General features: G+C 66.1%; 21 protein-coding genes. 14 read left to right on the top strand and 7 right to left on the bottom strand.

Annotated features, from left to right (window positions below; genetic code table 11):
- Positions 1-32 precede the first annotated feature (32 nt).
- The 6 genes from idi to EV657_RS07010 are packed head-to-tail and all read right to left on the bottom strand — an operon-like array spanning position 33 to position 6277.
- A complete protein-coding gene (gene idi, locus EV657_RS06985; RefSeq protein WP_113668099.1) occupies positions 33-563 on the bottom strand; it encodes an isopentenyl-diphosphate Delta-isomerase in 531 nt (176 codons plus the stop codon).
- Positions 560-1741, bottom strand: coding sequence for a geranylgeranyl diphosphate reductase (locus EV657_RS06990; protein WP_075787278.1), 1182 nt, complete (start codon positions 1739-1741; stop codon positions 560-562). The genes idi and EV657_RS06990 overlap by 4 nt, the downstream gene beginning before the upstream one ends.
- A gap of 5 nt (positions 1742-1746) precedes the next feature.
- Positions 1747-3036, bottom strand: a complete 1290-nt coding sequence (locus EV657_RS06995) for a BCD family MFS transporter (protein ID WP_075787277.1) — start codon at positions 3034-3036, stop codon at positions 1747-1749.
- The gene (gene chlG, locus EV657_RS07000; protein ID WP_134077483.1) at positions 3036-3941 is read right to left on the bottom strand and encodes a chlorophyll synthase ChlG; all 906 of its coding nucleotides are present in this window, start codon (positions 3939-3941) and stop codon (positions 3036-3038) included. Before chlG ends, EV657_RS06995 begins: the two co-directional genes overlap by 1 nt.
- 58 nt (positions 3942-3999) lie before the next feature.
- The gene (ppsR, locus tag EV657_RS07005; RefSeq protein WP_113668101.1) at positions 4000-5424 is read right to left on the bottom strand and encodes a transcriptional regulator PpsR; all 1425 of its coding nucleotides are present in this window, start codon (positions 5422-5424) and stop codon (positions 4000-4002) included.
- A 34-nt stretch (positions 5425-5458) separates the two neighbouring features.
- Positions 5459-6277, bottom strand: coding sequence for a cobalamin B12-binding domain-containing protein (locus EV657_RS07010; protein WP_113668102.1), 819 nt, complete (start codon positions 6275-6277; stop codon positions 5459-5461).
- A 298-nt stretch (positions 6278-6575) separates the two neighbouring features.
- On the opposite strand from EV657_RS07010, the gene bchF reads away from it, so the two are divergent.
- The 14 genes from bchF to EV657_RS07080 all read left to right on the top strand — a co-directional run bounded on the left by bchF (position 6576) and on the right by EV657_RS07080 (position 21379).
- Positions 6576-7073, top strand: a complete 498-nt coding sequence (bchF, locus tag EV657_RS07015; RefSeq protein ID WP_075787274.1) for a 2-vinyl bacteriochlorophyllide hydratase — start codon at positions 6576-6578, stop codon at positions 7071-7073.
- Positions 7070-8359 carry a ferredoxin:protochlorophyllide reductase (ATP-dependent) subunit N gene (locus EV657_RS07020; RefSeq protein WP_075787273.1) on the top strand — a complete coding sequence of 430 codons (1290 nt, stop codon included), beginning with the start codon at positions 7070-7072 and terminating at the stop codon, positions 8357-8359. Before bchF ends, EV657_RS07020 begins: the two co-directional genes overlap by 4 nt.
- Entirely contained in the window at positions 8356-9900 is a 1545-nt protein-coding gene (bchB, locus tag EV657_RS07025) for a ferredoxin:protochlorophyllide reductase (ATP-dependent) subunit B (protein ID WP_134077484.1), read from the top strand. Before EV657_RS07020 ends, bchB begins: the two co-directional genes overlap by 4 nt.
- A complete protein-coding gene (locus EV657_RS07030; RefSeq protein ID WP_134077485.1) occupies positions 9890-13471 on the top strand; it encodes a magnesium chelatase subunit H in 3582 nt (1193 codons plus the stop codon). Before bchB ends, EV657_RS07030 begins: the two co-directional genes overlap by 11 nt.
- 20 nt (positions 13472-13491) lie before the next feature.
- On the top strand, positions 13492-14388 hold the full coding sequence (gene bchL / locus EV657_RS07035; protein WP_134077486.1) for a ferredoxin:protochlorophyllide reductase (ATP-dependent) iron-sulfur ATP-binding protein: 897 nt from the start codon (positions 13492-13494) through the stop codon (positions 14386-14388).
- The gene (gene bchM / locus EV657_RS07040) at positions 14388-15071 is read left to right on the top strand and encodes a magnesium protoporphyrin IX methyltransferase (RefSeq protein WP_075787269.1); all 684 of its coding nucleotides are present in this window, start codon (positions 14388-14390) and stop codon (positions 15069-15071) included. The genes bchL and bchM overlap by 1 nt, the downstream gene beginning before the upstream one ends.
- Positions 15068-16507 carry a PucC family protein gene (locus EV657_RS07045; RefSeq protein ID WP_134077487.1) on the top strand — a complete coding sequence of 480 codons (1440 nt, stop codon included), beginning with the start codon at positions 15068-15070 and terminating at the stop codon, positions 16505-16507. Before bchM ends, EV657_RS07045 begins: the two co-directional genes overlap by 4 nt.
- Before the next feature lie 18 nt (positions 16508-16525).
- The gene (gene puhA / locus EV657_RS07050) at positions 16526-17308 is read left to right on the top strand and encodes a photosynthetic reaction center subunit H (RefSeq protein WP_075787267.1); all 783 of its coding nucleotides are present in this window, start codon (positions 16526-16528) and stop codon (positions 17306-17308) included.
- Positions 17309-17320: 12 nt separating this feature from the next.
- Entirely contained in the window at positions 17321-17953 is a 633-nt protein-coding gene (puhB, locus tag EV657_RS07055) for a photosynthetic complex putative assembly protein PuhB (RefSeq protein WP_113668106.1), read from the top strand.
- A gap of 9 nt (positions 17954-17962) precedes the next feature.
- Positions 17963-18427 (top strand): photosynthetic complex assembly protein PuhC, encoded by a 465-nt coding sequence (gene puhC, locus EV657_RS07060; protein ID WP_075787265.1) that lies wholly within the window; start codon positions 17963-17965, stop codon positions 18425-18427.
- 51 nt (positions 18428-18478) lie between these two features.
- Positions 18479-18775: a hypothetical protein gene (locus tag EV657_RS07065; protein ID WP_134077488.1), complete on the top strand. Its 297-nt coding sequence runs from the start codon at positions 18479-18481 to the stop codon at positions 18773-18775.
- Positions 18772-19887: a magnesium-protoporphyrin IX monomethyl ester (oxidative) cyclase gene (gene acsF, locus EV657_RS07070; RefSeq protein ID WP_075787263.1), complete on the top strand. Its 1116-nt coding sequence runs from the start codon at positions 18772-18774 to the stop codon at positions 19885-19887. Before EV657_RS07065 ends, acsF begins: the two co-directional genes overlap by 4 nt.
- Positions 19884-20705, top strand: coding sequence for a putative photosynthetic complex assembly protein PuhE (gene puhE / locus EV657_RS07075; protein WP_341800920.1), 822 nt, complete (start codon positions 19884-19886; stop codon positions 20703-20705). The genes acsF and puhE overlap by 4 nt, the downstream gene beginning before the upstream one ends.
- A gap of 230 nt (positions 20706-20935) precedes the next feature.
- A complete protein-coding gene (locus EV657_RS07080) occupies positions 20936-21379 on the top strand; it encodes a c-type cytochrome (RefSeq protein WP_113668107.1) in 444 nt (147 codons plus the stop codon).
- A 73-nt stretch (positions 21380-21452) separates the two neighbouring features.
- Here EV657_RS07080 and bchO read toward each other — a convergent pair whose 3' ends face one another.
- A complete protein-coding gene (gene bchO / locus EV657_RS07085; protein ID WP_134077489.1) occupies positions 21453-22316 on the bottom strand; it encodes an alpha/beta fold hydrolase BchO in 864 nt (287 codons plus the stop codon).
- Between the last annotated feature and the right edge of the window lie 4 nt (positions 22317-22320).

The following is a 22320-nucleotide window of genomic DNA, read 5'->3' on the forward strand; positions in this document are numbered from 1 at the left end:
GGCCCGGGCCAAAGCCCGGACCGAAAAGGCGCTCAGGCCGAGGCGAGCGATCCGAAGATCGCGTCGCTGTGCTTTTCAAGATAGATCCGCAGCCAGGGCGTATAGACGCCCTCGGTCTCGCGGGTCTCGCGCGCCAGATCGTCCAGACCGATCCAGCGGGCATCCATCACCTCGTCGGGGTTCAGGTCCCAGGTCAGATCGGGCCCGGCCTCGGCGACGAAGATGTCGACCACCTCGTGCTCGATCAGCCCGTTGCCCACATCGGCGCGGTATTCGACCTGCTCGCGGAATTCGAGCGTCAGGCCGGTGATGCCCAGCTCTTCGGCCAGCCGACGGTTGGCGCAGGTCTTCGACTCCTCGTCCCAGCGCGGATGGGTGCAGCAGGTATTCGCCCAGAAGCCGGGCGTGTGATACTTGCCCAGCGCCCGGCGCTGGATCAGCACCCGGTCGCCATCCAGAACGAAGACCGAGATCGCCTTGTGGCGGAGGCCCTTCTGGTGGGCCTCCAGCTTCTCGACCGGTGTCAGTTCGCCGTTGACCCAGGCCGGGATCATTTCGCTCATGTGTATTGCGGCGACACCAGGCCCGTCAGGTGGGCGACGTTCTTGATCCCGATCTTGATATGGGCAAGCGGGCGTTTCCTGGTCAGCTTCTTGTTCATGTAGGATTCGAAGGTCAGCGTCTGCACGTCGACATCGTGGCAGAGCGACACGAAGCGTTCGCGCCGTTCGTCGCTGTGGTAATAGGCGTCCTGCATCGCCTGCAGCGCCTTGTAGGTGTTCTTGTGGTCCTTCATGAACATCTGCCGGGCCAGCTTCAGATCCGACGCGCGGCCGGAGGCCAGCGCCGCCGAGACCGCAGCCGCGCCCACGCGCCCGCCATACATCGCGTAGTAGATGCCCTCGCCCGAACTGGGCGCCACGGTGCCCGCAGCATCGCCCACCACGACCACGTCGCGGCCGTTGTCCCACTTGTCCATCGGACGCAGCGGGATCGGCGCGCCTTCCTTGCGGATCGTCTCGGCCTGGTCGAGCCCGGCCATCTTGCGCAGATCGGCGGTTGCCTGTTTCAGGTCGAAGCCGTCGACGCCGGTGCCCATCCCGACCGAGCAGGTATGCCCGTGCGGGAACACCCAGCCGTAGAAATCGGGGCTGATCCGGCCGTCATAGATCACGTCGCAGCGGTTGGGCTGGTAGTTGCCGACCGCCATCGGCGCGTCGATGATCTCGTGATAGGCGATCACATAGGGGATCTTGTCGCCGCCGGGCACTTCGGCACGCGCGACGTCAGACCGCGCGCCGTCGGCGCCGATGATGAACTTGGTCTGAAGCCTGACCTCTTCCTTCGACTGCTTGTCGCGGAAGACGAGGAAGGTCTTTTCCTCCTCGCGCTCGACCCGGACGAAGGTGCCGGTAAAGCGGGTGGCACCGGCGCGTTCGGCGCGGGCGCGCAGGAACGGGTCGAAATCCTTGCGGTCGACCATGCCGACGAAGCCGTTCTCGATCGGGATGTCGACGAAACGGCCCGAGGGCGAGATCATCCGCGCGGTGTCGATCTTGGCCACCAGCTGTTCGTCGGAAATGTTGAAATCGCGCATCAGCCGCGGCGGGATCGCGCCGCCGCACGGCTTGATCCGGCCCTCGCGGTCCAGAAGCGCGACCTTCTTGCCCGAACGGGCAAGATCCTCTGCGGCGGTGGCGCCGGCGGGGCCGCCCCCGACGACAACAACGTCATAAATCATCTGTCTTACTCCCCTGGCACAAGACCTGCGTTTTCCGTTGTGGGTCGATTTCCATCCATGATCCTCAGGGCCATTGCAGCAGCCAGCACGAAGAGGATCGCTTCGGTCAGGAACACCACGCCAAAGGCGGGTGCGTCGTCCATGATCTGGCGCAAACCGTCGGCCGCGGCGGCGCCGACAAGGCCGCCAAAGCCCGCGGCGATGGCCTGCGCCGCGCCCCAGAGCCCCATCCGCGTGCCCTCGCGCGCGTCGCGGCCCTCGCCTGCCAGCGCCATCATCGCGCCGATGGCGGCGACGGTGAAGATGCCGTTGAAAAAGCCCATCAGCACCACGGCGGGCGTCAGCGGCAGATGCGCGCCGAAATGCCCAAGTGCGGCGATGCTTGTCAGGGCCGCGGCCGAGCCGAGGCAGCCGAGGATCACCCAGGTGCGCAAGGCCCAGATCCGCAGCACCGAGCTGCCGATGCCGACCACGACCATGCCGAGGAAGACGCCGCCATGCTGGGCCCCCGACAGCGAGGTCGACTGGCCGGGTGTGAACTCGAACACAAGGCCCGAGAACGGCTCGAGGATCAGTTCCTGCATGAAATAGGCGACCATCGACAGGAACACGAACAGCGTGAAGACGCGGGCGCGGGGCTCGGCCCAGACCTCGCCGATGCCCTTCCAGAACGGCATCTCGTCGGGTTCGCGATGGGCGACCACGCGCTTTTCGATGCCCCAGACCGCCAGCGTGGTCACCGCGACCGCGCCCAGGGTGACCACGGTCACGATTTCCAGCAGCAGCGCGGGCGTATAGGGATCGAGGAAGGCGCCGACCGTGCCGGCGGTGATGCCGATGCCCGCGATCATCATCAGCCAGGTGATGGTGGCCGCCGCCGCGCGGCGTTCGGGCGCGGTGGCGGTGGCCAGCAGCGCCAGAAGCGAGGTGCCGCAGGCCGCGACGCCGATGCCGATCAGCGCATAGGCCAGGACCGAGAGCGCCAGCCCCGCGCCGTAATGGTCTTCCATCACCACGACGCCGGTTGCGGCGAGATAGCCGCCCAGCGCCAGGATCGCCATGCCGCCGATGATGAACCGGGTGCGCTGGCCGCGCGTGTCCGACAGGAACCCCCAGCTGGGCCGGGTGATCTGGATCGCGTAATGGAGTGCCACCAGCAGCCCCGGCAGCACGGCGGGAAGCGCCAGTTCGACCACCATCAGCCGGTTCAGCGTGGACGAGGTCAGCACCACGACCGCGCCAAGGCTCATCTGCACGAGCCCCAGCCGGACGATCTGCAGCCAGCTCAGCGTCATCAGAGCGCTCCGAGCGACCGGATCGCGAAGGCCGAGATCATCATGCCGGACACATAGAGGACGACGCCCACGCCGTTATACCAGGGCGCCTTGCCCTTGGGGTCCTTCATCATCACCGACATCGCCCAGAACTGCACCAGCAGCACGGCGGTCACGCCCGCGGCATGGAACGGCCGGTCCCACAGGACCAGAAGCCCGATCACCACCGCCTGTGGCACCGCCATCACGATGGACGCAACCCAGGCGGCCTTGCGCGGCCCCATGGTCACGGGCAGCGAGTTCACGCCCATCTGGCGGTCGCCCTCCAGCGCCTTGAAGTCGTTCAGGGTCATGATCCCGTGCGCGCCGATCCCGTAAAGCAGCGCGATCACCACCACATAGATCGAGGGGGCGCCCGCCGACAGAACGGCCGCTCCGGTGAACCACGGAAGCGATTCATACGAGATGCCAACCAGCCCCGGCCCCCACCAGCCGGATTTCTTCAGCCGCACGGGTTCGGCCGAATAGGCCCAGGCGGCGGCAACGCCGAGGATCGTGGCGACAAAGCCCCAGGGGCCCAGCTGCCAGCCGATCACCAGCGCCAGAAGCGACATCGCGCAGGCGATATAGAACCCCCAGCGCCCCGGAATGCGGCCCGAGGGGATCGGGCGATAGGGTTCGTTGATGGCGTCGACATGCCGGTCGCACCAGTCATTCGCGGCCTGGCTCATGCCGCAGACCACAGGGCCTGCCAGCACGATGCCCAGCAGCACGAGGCCGGGTTTCGACAGGGGCGACACCCCCGAGGACACGGTGCCGCAAAGATAGGCCCACATCGGGGGAAACCAGGTGATCGGCTTGATCAGCGTCACCATGGCGGCGGGGTCCGGCAGACGCCGGTTCGGCACGTTCGAGATATCGGTCATGTCTTCCGCAGATTCTCCTGGCCCCGTCGGGGGCGGGTCTTGCTTCCCTGCAGGGGCGTCACGAGTCGCCCCCGTCTCTGCTGAGGAGCCCGTATTTCCGGAGCTTCACATAAAGGCTCTGGCGCGAGAGCCCCAGCATCTCGGCCGCCGCCACGCGGTTGTTCCGCGTCAGTTCGACGGCGGTCTCGATGCACATCTTTTCGACCACATCGGTGGTTTCGGTCACGATGTCCTTGAGGCTGGCGGAGCCCACCAGCTCCATCACCGAGCGCATCGCGTCGTCCGACACCGCGACGCCGGGCTTGCGCGCGCCCTCCATGCGGCTGGCGTCGCGGATCACGTAGACGATGCAGGGGCTGGCCTGGTCCTTGAGATAGGTGGCCGAAATCTCGACCGAGACCTGGGCGCCATATTCGCCCGACAGCTTGGTGGCGAAGAACCGCATCTGCCCGCTGCGGGTGGCGTTTTCGACGAGCACCCTCAGATCGACGCTGCCGCGCACCAGATAATCGCCCAGAGACCGGCCCTTGACCGACCCCACATGCGGCGCATCGGCAAGCCCGAGGAAGCTGTCATTGGCGGCAAGGATCACGCCTTGCGGGTCGGTGAAGACCAGCGCATCGACACCCTGGCGGTAGAAGGCCAGAAGCGTCTCGCCCATCTCGCCGCCATTGGGCTCGCGGTCCTCGGTCCGGTCCAGCCGGCACAGGATCAGCGGCTCGCCCGCCGCGCGGAAGGCAATCGGGCGCAGCCGGATCCGGACCCGGGTGCGCCGGGTTTCCAGCGGCAGCGGATGCGCCTCGGGCGACAGGGCCACCTGGCTCAGCGCCTCGAGGAACTCGGCCCGGCGGCGGCCGTCGAATTCCTGGGCGAAGGCGTTGCCGATCAGTTCGGCACGCTCGGCGCCCAGAAGCTCGCAGGCCACCGGATTGGCATCGACCACCCGGCCCGACTTGGTTCCGACGAAGACGAAGGCGTCGCGGGTCGATTCGGACAGGACGCGGTAGCGGGTGTCGTATTCGCGCTGGGTCTCGTAGTCCCGCTCCAGCGCCATCTGCGCCTCGATGAGCTGCATCTGCATCTCGGCGATGGGGCGCAGGTCGCGGCCCAGCATCAGCAGCGTGCTGCCGTCGGGGCCGATGGTGTGGAAGGAATAGCGGACCGGGAAAGACCAGCCCTCGCCATCGGCATGGTTCAGTTCGACCGGTTTTCCGGTCTCGCCGCCCCGGGCGAAGAACTCGAGCCGCGCGTCAAGCTTGGGGCGACTGTCCTGGGTCAGCACGTCGCGGATGTCGCGGCCTTCCCAGTGATCGAGCTGCCCATGGGCGTGATGGTCCTTGTTCACCAAGACCGACAGCACACGACCCTCGGGCGAGAGGACGATCGCGACGTCGCAGGCCGTGGCGATGATTTCGCCCAGCATCTCGGGCGCGATGAGAGGGATCGCGCCGCTGTTCCAGTATTTGGTGCCCCTTGACGTCACGCGCCCTTTTCCGGCCGTCCCGGCCGCCTCCCCGTCACTGGTCCTGCCCTGACCGGCCGGCGCCGGGCGCCAGCGTTCTTCTGTCCATGCCGCAAAGGCGCAACGCCTCGTGCGCGTCCGATGTGGCCGCGTCCGCGCCGGTCAGCGCGCAGATATCCTCGGCCCCGTCGGCAACCCGACCGCCGATCACGATCGGCACGCCGGAGCCGAGCGCCCGGCGCAAGCCGTTCACCAGGCGCCGGGTCGAGTCGAGCTTCTGGCGGCAGGAGACGGAAATCGCCACCAGATCGAATTGCCGCGCCATGGCCTTTTGCAGGATCTCGTCCTCGGTCTGGCCCAGCGCCAGACAGACCGACGCGCCCATGCGGCGCATCTGGTTGGCGGCGGTCATGCCGCCCAGCGTGTGGAATTCGTCATGCGGCACGATCATCATGATATTGGGCGCGTCCGAGGCGGCCAGCATGTCGCAGGCATTGGCCGCGCCCAGTTCGCGCAGCATCGCCTGCAGCCGCGCCGCGCCGATGGTCACGTCGGCAAAGCTCAGTTCGTCGCGGCACCAGCGGTCGCCCAGTTCGCGCGCGGCGGCGGGGATATAGCCGTCGACGATGGCGGTCGCGGAAATCCCGTGGCGGCGCAGCGTGGCCAGCGCGCCGGTCCGGATCGACCGGTCGCCGCGCAGCACGTCGGCGCAGAATTCGGCCAGAATCTTGGAGCTCACCGCCTCCGCCCCGTCGCCCGAGCGCTGCGCCAGCGCCGAAAGCACCTGGCTCGCGAGGGTTTCGACCTCGTCATGACGCTCGCAGGGGCGGGAGGGCGGCCCGGCAGGCGCTATCGACTTCTGCGGCTCAGCCATGATACGCCCCCGGCCGAGGACCGGCCCGGCGGATTCGATACGACCGGTGCGCAACGCGCTCTGGGGACTGTCCAGCGTTGTCAAAGCCGATTGACACTTGTTGGCCCTCGTGGCTGGAGGAATCAAGACGGCGCAGGCAAGCCTTTAGAAAATATAGGCTCTTTTGCTCTGCCCCGGGCGCTCGACACCCCTCGGATCGAGAGGAGTGTAAACGGAAAGAGTGTAAATTACAATTGACACTTTCCGCGCCAGAGGTCTAACGTGAGGCCCAAGCCACCGTCTGTCAGGGAGTCGGAGGATGCCGGAAAACGTGGGAACCGCCCCAAGGGCGGTCCAACTCTATACGCCGGAAGAGCGTCGCCGTCGCGACTCGACCAAGTGGACCGTCGTGCAGGGCGTTCTGGCGCCGTTGCAGTTCCTGGTCTTTCTGGTCTCGCTGGTTCTCGTCCTGCGGTACCTTGTGACCGGGGCGGGCTACGAGGCGGCCACGATCTCGATCGTGATCAAGACCTTGGTGCTTTACACCATCATGGTCACCGGTGCGATCTGGGAGAAGGTCGTGTTCGGCCGCTATCTCTTCGCGCCCGCCTTCTTCTGGGAAGACGTCTTCTCGATGGCGGTGATTGCGCTGCATACGCTGTATCTGTGGGCGCTGCTGACCGGCAGCGTGGGCCCGACCGGCCAGATGCTGATCGCGCTGGCGGCCTACAGCACCTATGTCATCAATGCCGGGCAGTTCCTGTGGAAGCTGCGGATGGCCCGGTTGCAGGGTGAGGCAACGGAGGTCGCCGCATGACCGGATTTACCCCCGCCCCGCCCGCCGCCGGTTGCCGCAACGCGCCCGTCCTTAAGGAACGCGGCCAGCGCGAGGTGTTCTGCGGTCTGACCGGGATCATCTGGCTGCACCGCAAGATGCAGGACGCTTTCTTCCTGGTGGTCGGCTCGCGCACCTGTGCGCATCTGCTGCAATCGGCCGCGGGCGTGATGATCTTCGCCGAGCCGCGCTTTGGCACCGCCATCCTCGAGGAAAAGGATCTGGCCGGGCTTGCCGACGCCAATGCCGAACTCGACCGCGAGGTCGACCGGCTGCTGGCGCGCCGTCCCGACATCAAGCAATTGTTCCTGGTGGGGTCTTGCCCGTCCGAGGTGATCAAGCTTGACCTGCACCGCGCGGCCGAACGGCTGACCGAACGCCATGCCCCCCATGTGCGGGTGATGAACTATTCCGGCTCGGGGATCGAGACGACCTTCACCGAGGGCGAGGATGCCTGCCTCGCGACCATGGTGCCGACCCTGCCCAAGACCGACGAGCGTCAGCTGCTGATGGTCGGCGCGCTGCCCGATGTGGTCGAGGATCAGGCGTTGTCGCTGCTGGCCGAGATGGGCGTGGCGCCGGTGCGCTGCCTGCCCGCCCACCGCGCGGCCGAAGCGCCCGGGGTGGGGGCGAATACCGTCGTTGCGCTGACCCAGCCCTTCCTGAACGAGACCGCCGCCGGGCTGGAACGCCGCGGTGCGCGCATCCTGCCCGCGCCGTTCCCCTTCGGCGAAGAGGGGACGACCGCCTGGCTATGGGCCGTGGCGCAGGAATTCGGGGTCTCGCCCGAAACCTTCGCGAAGGTCACCGACGCCCCGCGCGCCCGGGCCCGCAAGGCCATCGCGGCGGCCGCCGAGACGCTGGGCGGCAAGTCGATCTTCTTCTTCCCCGACAGTCAGCTGGAAATTCCGCTGGCGCGCTTCCTGACCCGCGAATGCGGCATGACCGCGGTCGAGGTCGGCGCCCCCTTCATCAACAAGCAGATCGTCGGTCCCGATCTCGATCTTCTGGCCGAGGGGCCGGTGATCGCCGAGGGCCAGGATGTCGATCTGCAGCTCGACCGCTGCCGGGCCGCCCGGCCCGACCTGACGGTCTGCGGGCTCGGGCTTGCGAACCCGCTGGAGTCCGAAGGCATGACCACGAAATGGGCCATCGAACTGGTGTTCACGCCTGTCCATTTCTATGAGCAGGCCGGCGATCTGGCCGGTCTCTTCGCCCGCCCGTTGCGCCGCCGCGCAATTCTGGCCGGGCTGGAGGGCGCGGCATGAAGCTGACCGTCTGGACCTATGAAGGCCCGCCCCATGTCGGCGCGATGCGTGTCGCGACCGCCATGAAGGGTCTGCATTACGTGCTGCACGCGCCGCAGGGCGACACTTATGCCGACCTGCTGTTCACGATGATCGAACGGCGCAACCACCGTCCGCCGGTCAGCTACACCACCTTCCAGGCGCGCGATCTGGGCGAGGACACCGCGAACCTCTTCAAGACCTCGCTGCATGACGCCTTCGACCGGTTCAAGCCGCAGGCGATGATCGTGGGGTCTTCCTGCACCGCCGAACTGATCCAGGACGACCCCGAAGGCATGGCCGCGACCATGGATCTGGGCATTCCGGTGATCCCGCTGGAACTGCCGAGCTATCAGCGCAAGGAAAACTTCGGCTCGGACGAGACCTTCTACCAGATCGTCAAGGCCATCGCCCGGCCGATCGAGCGCACGGCGCATGTCTCGGCCAACCTGATCGGGCCGGTGGGGCTGGGCTTCCGGCATCGCGACGATATCGTCGAGGTGACGGCGCTGCTGGAAGAGATGGGCATCTCGGTCAATGTGGTCGCGCCCATGGGGGCTGCGCCCGCTGACATCGCCCGGATGGGGGCCGCGCATTTCAACGTGCTGATGTATCCCGAGCATGCCGAGACCGCGGCGCGCTGGATGGAGAAAAACCTCGGCCAGCCCTTCACCAAGACGGTGCCGATCGGCGTCGGCGCGACCCGCGATTTCATTGCCGAGGTGGCCGGGATCGCGGGCGTCCAACCCAAGGCCGACGATGCCCGCCTGCGGATGCCCTGGTATTCGCAATCGGTCGACTCGACCTATCTGACCGGCAAGCGCGTCTTCCTGTTCGGGGATGCCACCCACGTCAAGGCCATGGCCCGCGTCGCGCGCGACGAGATGGGATTCGAGGTCGTCGGGCTTGGCTGCTACAACCGCGAATTCGCCCGCGAGATCCGCAAGCTTGCCAAGGAGTTCGGGGTCGAGGCGCTGATCAGCGACGATTACCTCGAGGTCGAGAAGGCCATCGAGGACTTGGCCCCCGAGATGATCCTCGGCACCCAGATGGAGCGCCATATCGGCAAGCGGCTGGGCATTCCCTGCGCCGTGATCTCGGCGCCCGTGCACGTTCAGGACTTCCCCGCCCGCTACAGCCCGCAAATGGGCTGGGAGGGCGCCAACGTGATCTTCGACACGCTGGTCCATCCGCTGGTGATGGGGCTGGAAGAGCACCTGCTGCACATGTTCCGCGAGGATTTCGAGTTCCACGACGATGCCGGTGCCTCGCATCATGGCGGGGCTGCCAAGGCGAGGACCGTCGAGGCCGAACCCGAGGCCGATCAGGAAGCCGCCGCCGTCGGGGCGCCGGCCGAGGGCGAGATCGTCTGGCTGAGCCCAGCCGAGAAGGAACTGAAGAAGATCCCCTTCTTCGTGCGCGGCAAGGCCAAGCGGAATACCGAGAAGTTCGCGCTTGAGAAGGGCGTGCACGAGATCAGTGTCGAAACCTTGTACGAGGCGAAGGCCCATTATGCGCGATGAACGTCATTACCCCGGGTATCGAGTAGTCATCGTCACGCTGGATTCGCATTCTGCGGGTCCTTGCGAGCGGGTCACCGAGCGTCTTGCCGAGGATTTCCCCGGGCTCCGGGTGACGGTTCACGCCGCCGCGACCTGGTCGGAAAACCCGGGCGCGCTGGTCCGGGCCAAGGACGACGTTCTGAATGCCGACATCATCCTGGTGAACCTGCTGTTCATCGAGGAGCATATCAACGCCATCCTGCCCGAGCTGAAAGCCCGCCGCGACGATTGCGACGCGATGATCGGCATCATCGCCGACAAGCAGATCGTCCAGCTGACCCGGATGGGCGATCTGGACATGTCCAAGCCCGCCTCGGGGCCGATGAAGCTATTGAAGAAGCTGCGCGGCAACGTCCGGGACGAGAACGGTCAGGTCAAGACCGGCGGCGAAAAGCAGATGGCCATGCTGCGCCGCCTGCCCAAGATGCTGAAATACCTGCCGGGCAAGGCGCAGGATCTGCGCGCCTGGTTCCTGACCATGCAATACTGGCTGGGCGGGTCCGACGACAATGTCGAGCAGATGGTGCGCTTTCTGATCTCGCGCTATGCCAAGGACGCCTCTTGGCGCGGCGGCCCGTCCGAGGCGCCGATCGAATATCCCGAGACCGGGCTGTACCATCCCGACATCCCGCATCGCATCACCACCGACATCAAGGACCTGCCGCAGCCCGCCGCACCGGTCGCGACCGTCGGCATCCTGTTGATGCGCTCCTACATCCTTGCCTCGGACACTGCCCATTACGATGCGGTGATCCGGGCGCTGGAAGAACGCGGCATCCGGGTGATCGCGGCCTTCGCGGGCGGGCTCGACGCCCGGCCCGCCATCGCCGCCTATTTCACCGGCGAGCAGAGCGTTCATATCGACACGCTGGTGTCGCTGACCGGGTTCAGCCTGATCGGCGGTCCGGCCTATAACGACAGCGATGCCGCGGTCGAGGTGCTGAGCGGGCTCGATGTGCCCTATATCGCCGCCCATCCGCTGGAATTCCAGACGCTGGGGCAATGGAGCGAATCCTCGGGCGGGCTCGGTCCGGTCGAAACCACCATGCTGATCGCGCTGCCGGAACTGGACGGGGCGATCTCGCCCACCGTCTTTGGCGGCCGCCACGGGCCCGAGGGCTGCAAGGGTTGCCCGCGCGACTGCACCCACAAGGGCGAGGCCAAGGAAATGGCCGCCTGTTCCGAGCGCGTGGCGACGCTGGCCGCCCGGATCGAACGGCTGTCCCGGCTGCGCCGGTCGGAAACCGAAAGCCGCAAGGTCGGCATCGTCCTCTTCGGCTTCCCGCCGAATGCGGGCGCGATCGGCACCGCTGCCTATCTGTCTGTCTTCGAAAGCCTTTTCAATACTCTGCACCGGATGAAGTCCGAGGGCTACGAGACCGGCGAACTGCCTGCCAATGTCGACGAGCTGCGCGCCGCCATTCTCGAGGGCAATGCCAAGACCTATGGTCAGGAAGGCAACGTGGCCGCCCATGTGCCCGCCGACGATCTGGTGCGCGGCACGCCCTGGCTGGCCGAGATCGAATCCGTCTGGGGGCCTGCCCCGGGCAAGATCCGGTCGGACGGGCGCGGCGTCTTCGTGCTGGGCCGCGAATTCGGCAATGTCTTCGTGGGGGTCCAGCCGACCTTCGGCTACGAGGGCGACCCGATGCGGCTTCTGTTCGAACGGGGCTTCGCGCCGACCCATGCCTTCAGCGCCTTCTATCTGTGGCTCAAGAACACCTTCCGCGCGGATGTGCTTTTGCATTTCGGGATGCATGGCGCGCTGGAATTCATGCCGGGCAAGCAGGCGGGCATGTGCTTCCGCGACTGGCCCGACCGGCTGATCGGCGACATGCCGAACGTCTATCTCTATGCGTCGAACAACCCGTCCGAGGCGACGCTGGCCAAGCGCCGGTCGAACGCGGTGACGATCACCCACCTGACGCCGCCGCTGGCTGCCTCGGGCCTTTACAAGGGCCTGCAGGAGCTGAAGGACAGCCTGACCCGCTGGCGCCAGACCGAGCCCGGCTCGCCCGAGCAGGCCGATCTGGAAGAGCTGATCGCGGCCCAGGCCGACGCCGTCGACATGACCGGTACGCCGCCCGAAAAGCTGTGGCTGAAGCTCTTGGAAACCGAGGACGCGCTGATCCCCGACGGGCTGCATGTGGTCGGCCGCACGGTGACGCCCGAGGAACGGGCCGAGCATCTGCGGGTGATGACCGATACCGATGCCGAGACCCGCGAGAAGGTCGATTACTGGCTGCAGCAGGACACCGAACTGCCCGCGATCATGCGCGCGCTGGGTGGGCGCTACATCAAGCCGGTGCCCGGCGGCGATCTGATCCGTTCGGCGGACGTGCTGCCGACGGGGCGCAACATCCATGCCTTCGACCCGTTCCGCATGCCGACCCAGTTCGCCATGCTGGAAGGCGCGAAGCAGGCGCAGAAGCTCTTGGACGCCCATGCGACGCTGCCGCGCTCGGTGGCGATGGTGCTGTGGGGGTCGGACAACATCAAATCCGACGGCGGCCCCATCGCCCAGGCCATGGCGCTGATGGGCGCGAAGCCGCGGTTCGACAATTACGGCCGTCTGGCGGGCGCCGATCTGGTGCCGCTGGAAGAACTCGGTCGGCCGCGGGTCGATGTGGTGATGACGCTGTCGGGCATCTTCCGCGACCTGCTGCCGCTGCAGACCCGCATGTTGGCCGAGGCCGCCTGGAAGGCCGCGATGGCCGAGGACGAGCCGCTGGAGCAGAACTTCATCCGGGCCCATTCGCTGGCACATGCCGAGAAGATGGGCGTCGACATGGAAACCGCGGCGCTGCGGGTCTTCTCGAATGCCGAGGGCGCCTATGGCTCGAACGTCAACGGGCTGGTCGACAGCGGCGCCTGGGGCGACGAGGACGAGCTGGCCGATGCCTACGAGGCGCGGAAAAGCTTCGCCTATGGGCGCGACGGCAAGTCTAGGGCCAATGCGGCGCTGTTGCAGCAGACGCTGAAGGATGTGGACGTCGCCTATCAGAACCTCGAAAGCGTGGAACTCGGCGTGACGACCGTCGATCACTATTTCGACACGCTGGGCGGCATCGCGCGGGCGGTGAAACGCGCCCGGGGCGGGCAGGATGCGGCCGTCTATATCGGAGACCAGACCCGGGGCGAGGGCAAGGTGCGCACGCTTCAGGATCAGGTGGCCCTGGAAACCCGGTCGCGCAGCCTCAACCCGAAATGGTTCGAAGGCATGCTCAAGCACGGGCATGAAGGCGTGCGCCAGATCGAGGCGCAGGTCACCAACACTCTCGGGTGGTCGGCGACAACCGGCCAGGTGGAACCGTGGGTGTATCAACGGCTGTCGGAAACCTTCGTCCTGGACGAAGACATGAGAAAACGGCTGGCCAGCCTGAACCCTGCGGCATCGGCCCGGATGGCGAACCGCCTTCTCGAAGCCCATGACCGCAACTACTGGCAACCCGACGCCGAAACCCTGGCCGCATTGCAGGCGGCGGCCGATGAGCTGGAAGACCGGCTTGAAGGCATAGTGGCGGCGGAATAAGCCGCGAACGGAGGGAACCAATGAGCCCCAGAGATGACATTCCGGTGCTGAGAGGCGAGGACGGCGAAGGCTCCGTTCAGGTCCATCAGGACGAAACGATGAAGATCGAGGGGGCCAAGGTCTTTTCGGTCTATGGCAAGGGCGGGATCGGCAAGTCGACGACCTCGTCGAACCTGTCGGCGGCCTTTTCCATGCTCGGCAAGCGCGTGCTGCAGATCGGCTGCGATCCCAAGCACGATTCGACCTTCACCCTGACGGGGCATCTGCAATCCACGGTGATCGACGTGCTCAAGGAGGTGGATTTCCACCCCGAAGAGCTGCGGCCCGAGGATTTCATGGTCGAGGGCTTCAACGGCGTGATGTGCGTCGAGGCGGGCGGCCCGCCCGCGGGCACCGGCTGCGGCGGCTATGTCGTCGGTCAGACCGTCAAGCTGCTGAAACAGCACCACATGCTGGAAGATACCGATGTGGTGATCTTCGACGTTCTGGGCGACGTGGTTTGCGGCGGCTTTGCCGCGCCCCTGCAGCATGCCGACCGCGCGGTGATCGTGACCGCGAATGATTTCGACTCGATCTACGCCATGAACCGGATCATCGCCGCGGTTCAGGCCAAGTCGAAGAACTACAACGTGCGGCTGGCGGGCTGCATCGCGAACCGGTCGGAAGATACCGACCAGGTCGACAAGTACTGCAAGCGCGTGGGCTTCGAGCGTATCGCGCATATGCCGCTGGTCGATGCGATCCGCCGCTCGCGGCTGATGAAGAAGACGCTGTTCGAGATGCCCGACGACGAGGACATCGTTCAGTGCCGTGCCGAATACCTGCGGCTGGCGGAGCTGCTCTGGGCCGGAACCGAGCCCCTGGCACCGCATCCGTTGCCCGACCGTGAAATCTTTGAACTGCTTGGGTTCGATTGATGGACAGCTACGCCCGCACCCGGGAACGACTCGAGACCTATTTCGGCCGTACCGCCGCCAAGACATGGGAGCATCTGACTTCGGATGCCCCGGTGTCGCGCATCCGCCAGACGGTGCGCGAGGGGCGCGACCAGATGCGCGCCGCGATGCTGGCGCGGCTGCCCGACGACCTGACCGGATGTCGGGTGCTCGACGCCGGATGCGGCGCCGGGCCGATGACGCTGGAGCTGGTCCAGCGCGGCGCCGAGGTCGTGGCCTGCGACATTTCGCAAAGCCTGCTGGACGTGGCGAAAAGCCGGATCCCTGATAAGTATCATCGCCAGATCACCTTCGTGGCGGGCGACATGCTGAGCGACCGGCTGGGCAGTTTCGACTATGTCATGGCGATGGACAGCCTGATCCACTACAAGGCCCGCGACATCGCCGAGGCCCTGGGCAAGCTTGCGCCCCGGACCCGTGGCAAGATCGTCTTCACCGTCGCGCCGAAGACACCGCTGCTGAGCGTCATGCATGTGGCGGGCAAGCTCTTTCCGCGGTCGGACCGCTCGCCCCGGATCATTCCGCATTCCGAGGCGCGGATCGCGGGCGCGCTGCGCAAGGCTGGCGTGAAGGGGCGGCTTCGTGCCGTCGCGCGGGTCGCCAAGGGGTTCTACATCAGCCAGGCCATGGAGCTTGAAAGATGAGCAAGAAGCCTCATCCCCTGACGAAGCTGTCGGCGAAGTTCCTGCCCTTCGCCGATGCCGCCTCGGACGGTCTGCCGATGCACGAGCTGCTGCGGCTGTCGCTGTTCCAGGTGTCGGTGGGGATGGCGACGGTGATGCTGCTGGGCACGCTGAACCGGGTGATGATCGTCGAGCTTTCGGTGCCCGCGATCGTCGTGGCGATGATGATCGCCGTGCCGGTCCTGGTCGCGCCTTTCCGCGCGCTGATGGGCTTCCGGTCCGACAACCACAGATCGGCCATCGGCTGGAAGCGCGTCCCCTACATGTGGTTCGGCACGCTCTGGCAGATGGGCGGGCTGGCGATCATGCCGTTTTCGCTTTTGCTGTTGTCGGGCGACCAGACGCTGGGCCCGACCTGGGCGGGCGAGGTCTTTGCCGCCATCGCCTTCCTGATGACGGGGCTGGGGCTGCACATGACCCAGACTGCGGGGCTGGCGCTGGCATCCGACCGCGCCACCGACGAGACCCGGCCGCGGGTCGTGGCGCTGCTTTATGTGATGTTCCTGCTGGGGATGGGCCTGTCGTCCATCGTCATCGGCTGGCTGTTGCGCGACTTCTCGTCGATCCGGCTGATCCGGGTGGTGCAGGGCGCGGCTGTCGTGACGATCCTGCTGAACCTCGTCGCGCTCTGGAAACAGGAGCGCATGTGCCCGATGTCCAGGGAAGAGCGCGAGGCGCCGCAGCCGAGCTTTGGCGATGCCTGGCGCGATTTCGTGCGGGGCGGCAGCGCCGGGCGTCTGCTGGCGGTGGTCTTCGTCGGCACGCTGGCCTTCTCGATGCAGGATGTGCTGCTTGAACCCTATGGCGGGCAGATCCTCGGGCTGTCGGTGTCGTCAACCACGCTTCTGACCGCGCTTTGGGCCTTCGGGGCGCTGGTGGGCTTCGGTCTGGCGGCGCGCTGGCTCGGGCATGGCATGAATTCGCACCGGATGGGGGCGCTTGGCATCCTCGGCGGCATCGTGGCCTTCTCCCTGGTGATCTTTGCCGGGCCGCTGCATTCGGGCCTTCTGTTTTTCCTTGGCGCCATGCTGATCGGCTTTGGCGGCGGGCTTTTCTCTGTCTCGACGCTGACCGCGGCGATGGCGCTGCCGGTCCGGGATTTCGCGGGCCGCGGGCTTGCGCTGGGCGCCTGGGGGGCCGCGCAGGCGACCGCCTCGGGGCTGGCCGTGGCGCTGGGCGGCGGGCTTCGGGACGGAATCGGGCATCTTGCGACGGCGGGCGTTCTGGGCGAAGGGCTCAACACGCCGGCCACCGGATACGCGGCGGTCTACCACATTGAGATCGTCCTTCTCTTCGTGACACTCATGGTTCTGGGGCCGCTTGTGCGCCCGCAGGACCGCAACCATCCCAACAGGGATTCCTCGGCCAAGATCGGGCTGGCCGACTTCCCAACCTGACCCGGAGGACCGATACCCATGGTCAACGCTTTTTTCGGAAACTTCGACATCGCCAGTCTGGCCATCTGGTCGTTCTGGCTGTTCTTCGCTGGGCTGATTTTCTATCTCCAACGGATGAACATGCATGAGGGCTACCCGCTGGAAGACGAGATGGGGAACCCCGCGCCGAACCAGGGCATGTTCCCGCTGCCCGCGGCGAAGACCTTCAAGCTGCCGCACGGCCAGGGCGAGAAAACCGTGCCCGACATGCAGACCGATCCCCGCAATGCGGATCTGGCGCTGAAGAAGGTCACCAAGAACAACGGCTACCCGCTGGAGCCGACCGGCGACCCGATGGTCGACGGCGTGGGCCCGGCCGCCTGGGTTGCCCGCAAGGACGAGCCCGAGCTTGACGGCCGCGGCCATCCGAAGATCCAGCCGCTGTCGGCGCTGAAGACCTTCAAGGTCTCGGCCGGTCGCGACCCGCGCGGCATGCCGGTCATCGCGGGCGACGGCGAGAAGGTCGGCACCATTGTCGACATGTGGGTCGACGAGCCGGAACAGCTGGTGCGCTATCTCGAGCTGGAACTTGACGGCGCCCATGGCGGCGGCCGCCGCCTGCTGCCGATGCAGCTGGCCAAGATCGGCTGGTTCAAGCCCGAAGTTTCGGTGCACTCGATCTACGGCAAGCATTTTGCTGGCGTCCCGACCATCAAGTCGTCGGGCCAGATCACCAAACTCGAAGAAGACAAGGTCTGTGCCTATTACGCGGGTGGCAAGCTTTACGCCGACCCCGCCGAACGGCTCGAACCGCAGTTCTGAGGAAGGGACTCAATGTCCGACGACGATTTCGCTGTCGAACCCATCAAGGGGTTGCCGGAACGCCTGCCCGAGGGGGAACACATCCTCTGGCAGGGTCGGCCCGCGTGGTGGGCGCTCGCCCGGGAAAGCCTCGCGCTTTACTGGGTGGCGAGCTATTTCGTCGTCCTCTTCCTCTGGCGCATGATCGTCGCCGCCGAGACCATGCCCTGGTCGCAGGCGGCGGTCGCGTCCTCGTTCTTCCTGGTCCTGGGGGCCGTGGTCTGCCTGTTGTTGCTGATCACGGCCTTCGTCCAGGCCCGGGCGACCGTCTATACCGTCACCAACCGGCGCGTGGCCCTTCGCATCGGGGCGGCGCTCGATATGACGCTGAACCTGCCCTACACTTGGATCGGCAATGCCAATCTGGACCTCAGAAAGTCCGGCACCGGCTCGATCGCCTTCGAATTGATGGGAACCACCAAGTTCTCGTACCTCTTGTGCTGGCCCCATGTCCGCCCGTGGCGGATGGCCCGCACGGAACCCGCGTTCCGCTGCATCCCTGAGGCGGCGAAGGTCGCACGACTGATCGCCGACGCGGCGGAAACGCGGGTCTCCGAACCCAGGCTCACGCGTGTCGGGGACGACGACACGCTTGCAGCGGAGTAAGACTAAGACATGGCACGCAACAACCGGCACACCGGCCCCTACGATCACGGCGAGAAGATCCCGCCGATCCTCATCAAGGGCATGTTCGGGGTCGCGCTGTTCGCGCTGATCCTCGTCACCTATGCCAGGCTGACCGACCGGCCGCTCGACGCGCTGCCCGATGCCGGGGCGCCGGTGGCGGTGGAACGCCAGATCGTGATCGATGCCAAGATCGACGGCTCGGCCAAGGTCTACGACACCGAAGGCACCCAGGTCTTCGAGTTCGCCCCCAACGAGGGCGGCTTCGTGGCCGGGGTCTGGCGCGCGCTCGAGCTCAAGCGCAAGCAGGCCGGTGTGGCGCTCGACGCCCCGGTGCGGCTGGTCCGGTTCAAGGACGGACGGATTTCGCTGTACGACGACCGGACCGGTTGGCGTGCGGAACTGGTCGGCTTCGGCGCCGACAACACGGCAGCTTTCGCGCGGCTGCTGGACTGACCGGAGGGATCGGGAACATGCCCTCCACACTCAAAAACAGGGAACCGAAAGATGGGAATGTTCACCCGACGGAAGGAGACCGCACCGTGTACGGTTGAGGTCTCGCACAAGTTCGACAGCCTGCATGCGCATGTGCGGTTCAACAACGGAGCCGTCGTGCATCCGGGCGACGAGGTGCTGGTGCAAGGCCCCGAGATCATGGCCCCCTATGGCGAAGTGGTAAGGGAAGACCGCATCGCCGTGATCACCCGGGCGACGCCGCTGGAACGTCTGTGGACGCGGCTGACCGGGGATCTGGAATTCATGGAGCTTTGCGAATTCTCCTTTTCCGAGGAGGTGAAGCTGTGAACGTCCATACCGCCGATGCCACCACCGTCGAGGAAGGCCTGGCGATCCAGGAACAGCAGGCCGTTCTGGACAGCGAGACCGCGACCGCCGTCGCGATGCAGGACACGCTGCTGACGCCGCGCTTCTACACCACCGATTTCGAGGCGCTCGACGCCATCGACGTGACGCCGGTCCGGGCCGATTGGGATGCGCTGATCGCCGAGATGCAGGCCGACCCGAACAAGGGCCATTTCCGCAAGGACGAGACCTGGGACCATGTCGACTGGGACGGGATGGAGCCCGAGTTGCGCAAGGAGTTCATCGACTTCCTGATCAGCTCGTGCACCGCCGAATTCTCGGGCTGCGTGCTCTACAAGGAGATGAAGCGGCGCGGGTCCAATCACGATGTGACCGAGCTGTTCCAGCTGATGGCGCGGGACGAGGCGCGCCATGCGGGCTTCATCAACGACGCGCTGCGCGAGGCCGGGATCGCGGTCAATCTGGGCTTTCTCACCCAGAAGAAGAAATACACCTACTTCCGGCCCAAGTTCATCTACTACGCCACCTATCTCAGCGAGAAGATCGGCTATGCCCGCTACATCACGATCTTCCGCCATCTCGAAGAGCACCCCGAAAAGCGGTTCCACCCGATCTTCAAGTGGTTCCGCGAATGGTGCAATGACGAGTTCCGCCATGGCGAGGCCTTCGCGCTTCTGATGAAGACCGACCCGAAACTGACCTCGGGCGTCAATGTCCTGTGGATCAAGTTCTTCCTGACCGCGGTCTTCGCCACCATGCATGTGCGCGACCACCAGCGGCCCGCCTTCCACAAGGCGCTGGGCGTCGATACCGACTGGTACGGGCATGAGGTCTTCCGCAAAACCTCGGACCTGTCGAAACAGATCTTTCCGATCACGCTCGATATCGACCATCCGCGCTGGGCGAAGGGGCTGACGGCCCTGCAGGAGGCCAGCGTCGCCATCGACGCGGCACGGCGGCAGGGCGGGGCCGCCGGCAAGCTCGCGGAATGGGCGGGTTCGGCCAAGGCAGCCCGGGCGTTCCTGTCGCTTCTGACCATTCCGGCGCAACGGCATGAGGTGCCTGCCTCGACCCGCATGGAGCCTGTCTATTGATCGCAACGGCGTGGTTCGCGGCGCTGGCCGCCCTGTTCATCTGGTGGTTCTCGACCGGGGCAATCCTGATCGTCGTGCGCCGCGCCGAACACCGGGGACGCCTTGCGCATCTTCGGGCGACGGTCATGGCCCTGCCGCTTCTGGGCGGCGGGGTGTGGCTGTTCGAGATGACCCGCCATGTGGAAACCGTGGCGACCGCCTATCTGGCCTTTCTCGCGGCCATCGCGATCTGGGGCTGGGTGGAGCTGGCCTTCCTGACCGGGGTCGTCACCGGCCCCAACACCACCCGCTGTCACCCGCATGCGCGCGGCTGGGAGCGGTTCATGCGCGCCTATGGCACCATCGCCTATCACGAGACGCTGCTGGTGGTCATTCTCTTCGCGATGCTGGTCACCAGCCACGATTCCGCCAACGGCGTCGGGGTCTGGACCTTCATCATCCTGTTCTTCGCGCGGATCTCGGCCAAGCTGAACCTTTTCCTCGGCGTGCCCAAGATCAATGTCGAGTTCCTGCCGACGCCGCTTGCGCATCTGCCCAGCCATTTCAAGATCTCGCGGCTGAACTGGCTTTTCCCTTTCTCGATTTCGGCGCTGACCTTCGCGGTCGCCTGTTTCATGGAGCGGCTGTTTGCGGTCAGCGATCCGCATGACACGGTGGGCTTTGCGCTGCTGACGGCGATCACCGCGCTGGCGCTTCTGGAACACTGGCTGATGGTGCTGCCGCTGCCGGACGAGCGGCTCTGGCGCTGGATGCTGCCGGAGCGCAAAGAGCGGTCCGAGGACGACAAGATCCGCCCGAACGATCTTGGCCGGACCTGACCCGGACCTGACCGGGGCAAGGCGGGCGAATCGCGGCACTCTGCGGGCTTCGGCATCCGATCCTGGAAATCCTTTAAAACCAGAAAGTCGCGCCCGACGTGTGCGGCTCCAGGGGCGCGGCGGATGCATCCATTGGTCGGAAACCCTTTGTTTAGCGACCCATATAGATTGACCTTCCCGGGGCTGCGTTCCATGGTATGCACCGGTTCAGTTGAGTCAGGGAGAGACCCATGAATTCGAAATTCGCGCTCGCCGCTGCCGCGGCAGCCCTGATTGCCGGCCCGGCGCTTGCCGTCGATGTGACCGGCGATCCGGCTGAAGGCGAGAAGGTGTTCAACAAGATCTGTCAGACCTGCCACATCGTCGAGAATGACGCGGGCGAGGTGGTCGCCGGGCGCAATGCCAAGGTCGGCCCCAACCTCTTCAAGATGCCGGGCCGTCATGCCGCCGCCATCGAGGGTTTCAAGTATTCCGACCTCATGAAAGAGGCCGGCGAAAAGGGTCTGGTCTGGACCGAGGACGAGCTGGTCAATTACGTGCCCGGCCCGACCGACTTCCTGCGCGAATTCACCCAGGACCCCAAGGGCCGCGGGCTGATGACCAACCAGCGCGTCAAGGAACAGGAAATCCGCGACGTCTTCGCCTATATCGCGAGCTTCGGCACCCACGAATAAGCGGCGCCTGTCGCGCGAAACGGCCGCCGGCCTTCCCGGCGGCCTTTTTTGTTCCCGCACCGCGGGCCGCCGGTCAGAGGCGGTCGTCGAGAAAGGCCTCGATCCGGGCGGTGACCGCCTCGGGGGCCTCTTCATGGGCCAGATGGCCAAGCCCCGGGAACCGGGCAAGCTCTGCTCGCGGCAGCCGCGCCGCCGCCCGCACCGAGCCCGACACCGGGACCGCCCGATCGTCCTCTCCGACGATCAGCAGGGTCGGCACGTCGATCGAGGGCAGGTCGTGCTGCAGCCCGTCCAGCGACCATTGCGCGACCATGGCCAGCGTCGCGTCGGTATGGTGGCGGTCGGCCACCAGCCGACGGTAAAGCGCCAGCCCCTCGGGCGAAAGCTCGCTGCCGATCCCGGCGATCATGTATTCGACCCCGGCGGCCGTTCCCAGCCAGCGCGAGATTTCCGAGGCCGAGAACGGGTTCAGCGCCATCATCCGCGCCATCATCGGAAAGACGAAGCCCGCAGGCCCCTTGAAGCTTTCCAGCGCGGCATTCAGCCCGACCAGCGCCTTCGGCGGCCGTTTCAGGTCGCGCACCATCCGCAGGGCGATGGCCGCCCCGGCCGAATGGCCGATAATGGCGTCCGGCAGCAGCGCCTCGCCATCGAGCAGGGCCGAGATATCGCGGCTCATCGCATCGAGCCCGCAGCGCTGCCGCGCGCCGAGCCGGGTGAAGCCCTGACCGGGCAGGTCAAGCGCCACCACGCGATAGCGTTCGGCCAGAATGGGAAAGACATCGCGCCAGCTATGGGTCGCGCCGCCGGTGCCGTGGATCAGCAGCACGACGGGCCCGTCGCCCGCCACCTGCAGATGCCAGTAATGCGGTCGATGACGCACGAACCGGGAAAACTCCCGGTTCGGCCAATCGCTTCCGTCCCGGGTCCAGTCCATGCGT

This window comes from Rhodovulum visakhapatnamense, assembly GCF_004365965.1.
Classification (GTDB): domain Bacteria; phylum Pseudomonadota; class Alphaproteobacteria; order Rhodobacterales; family Rhodobacteraceae; genus Rhodovulum; species Rhodovulum visakhapatnamense.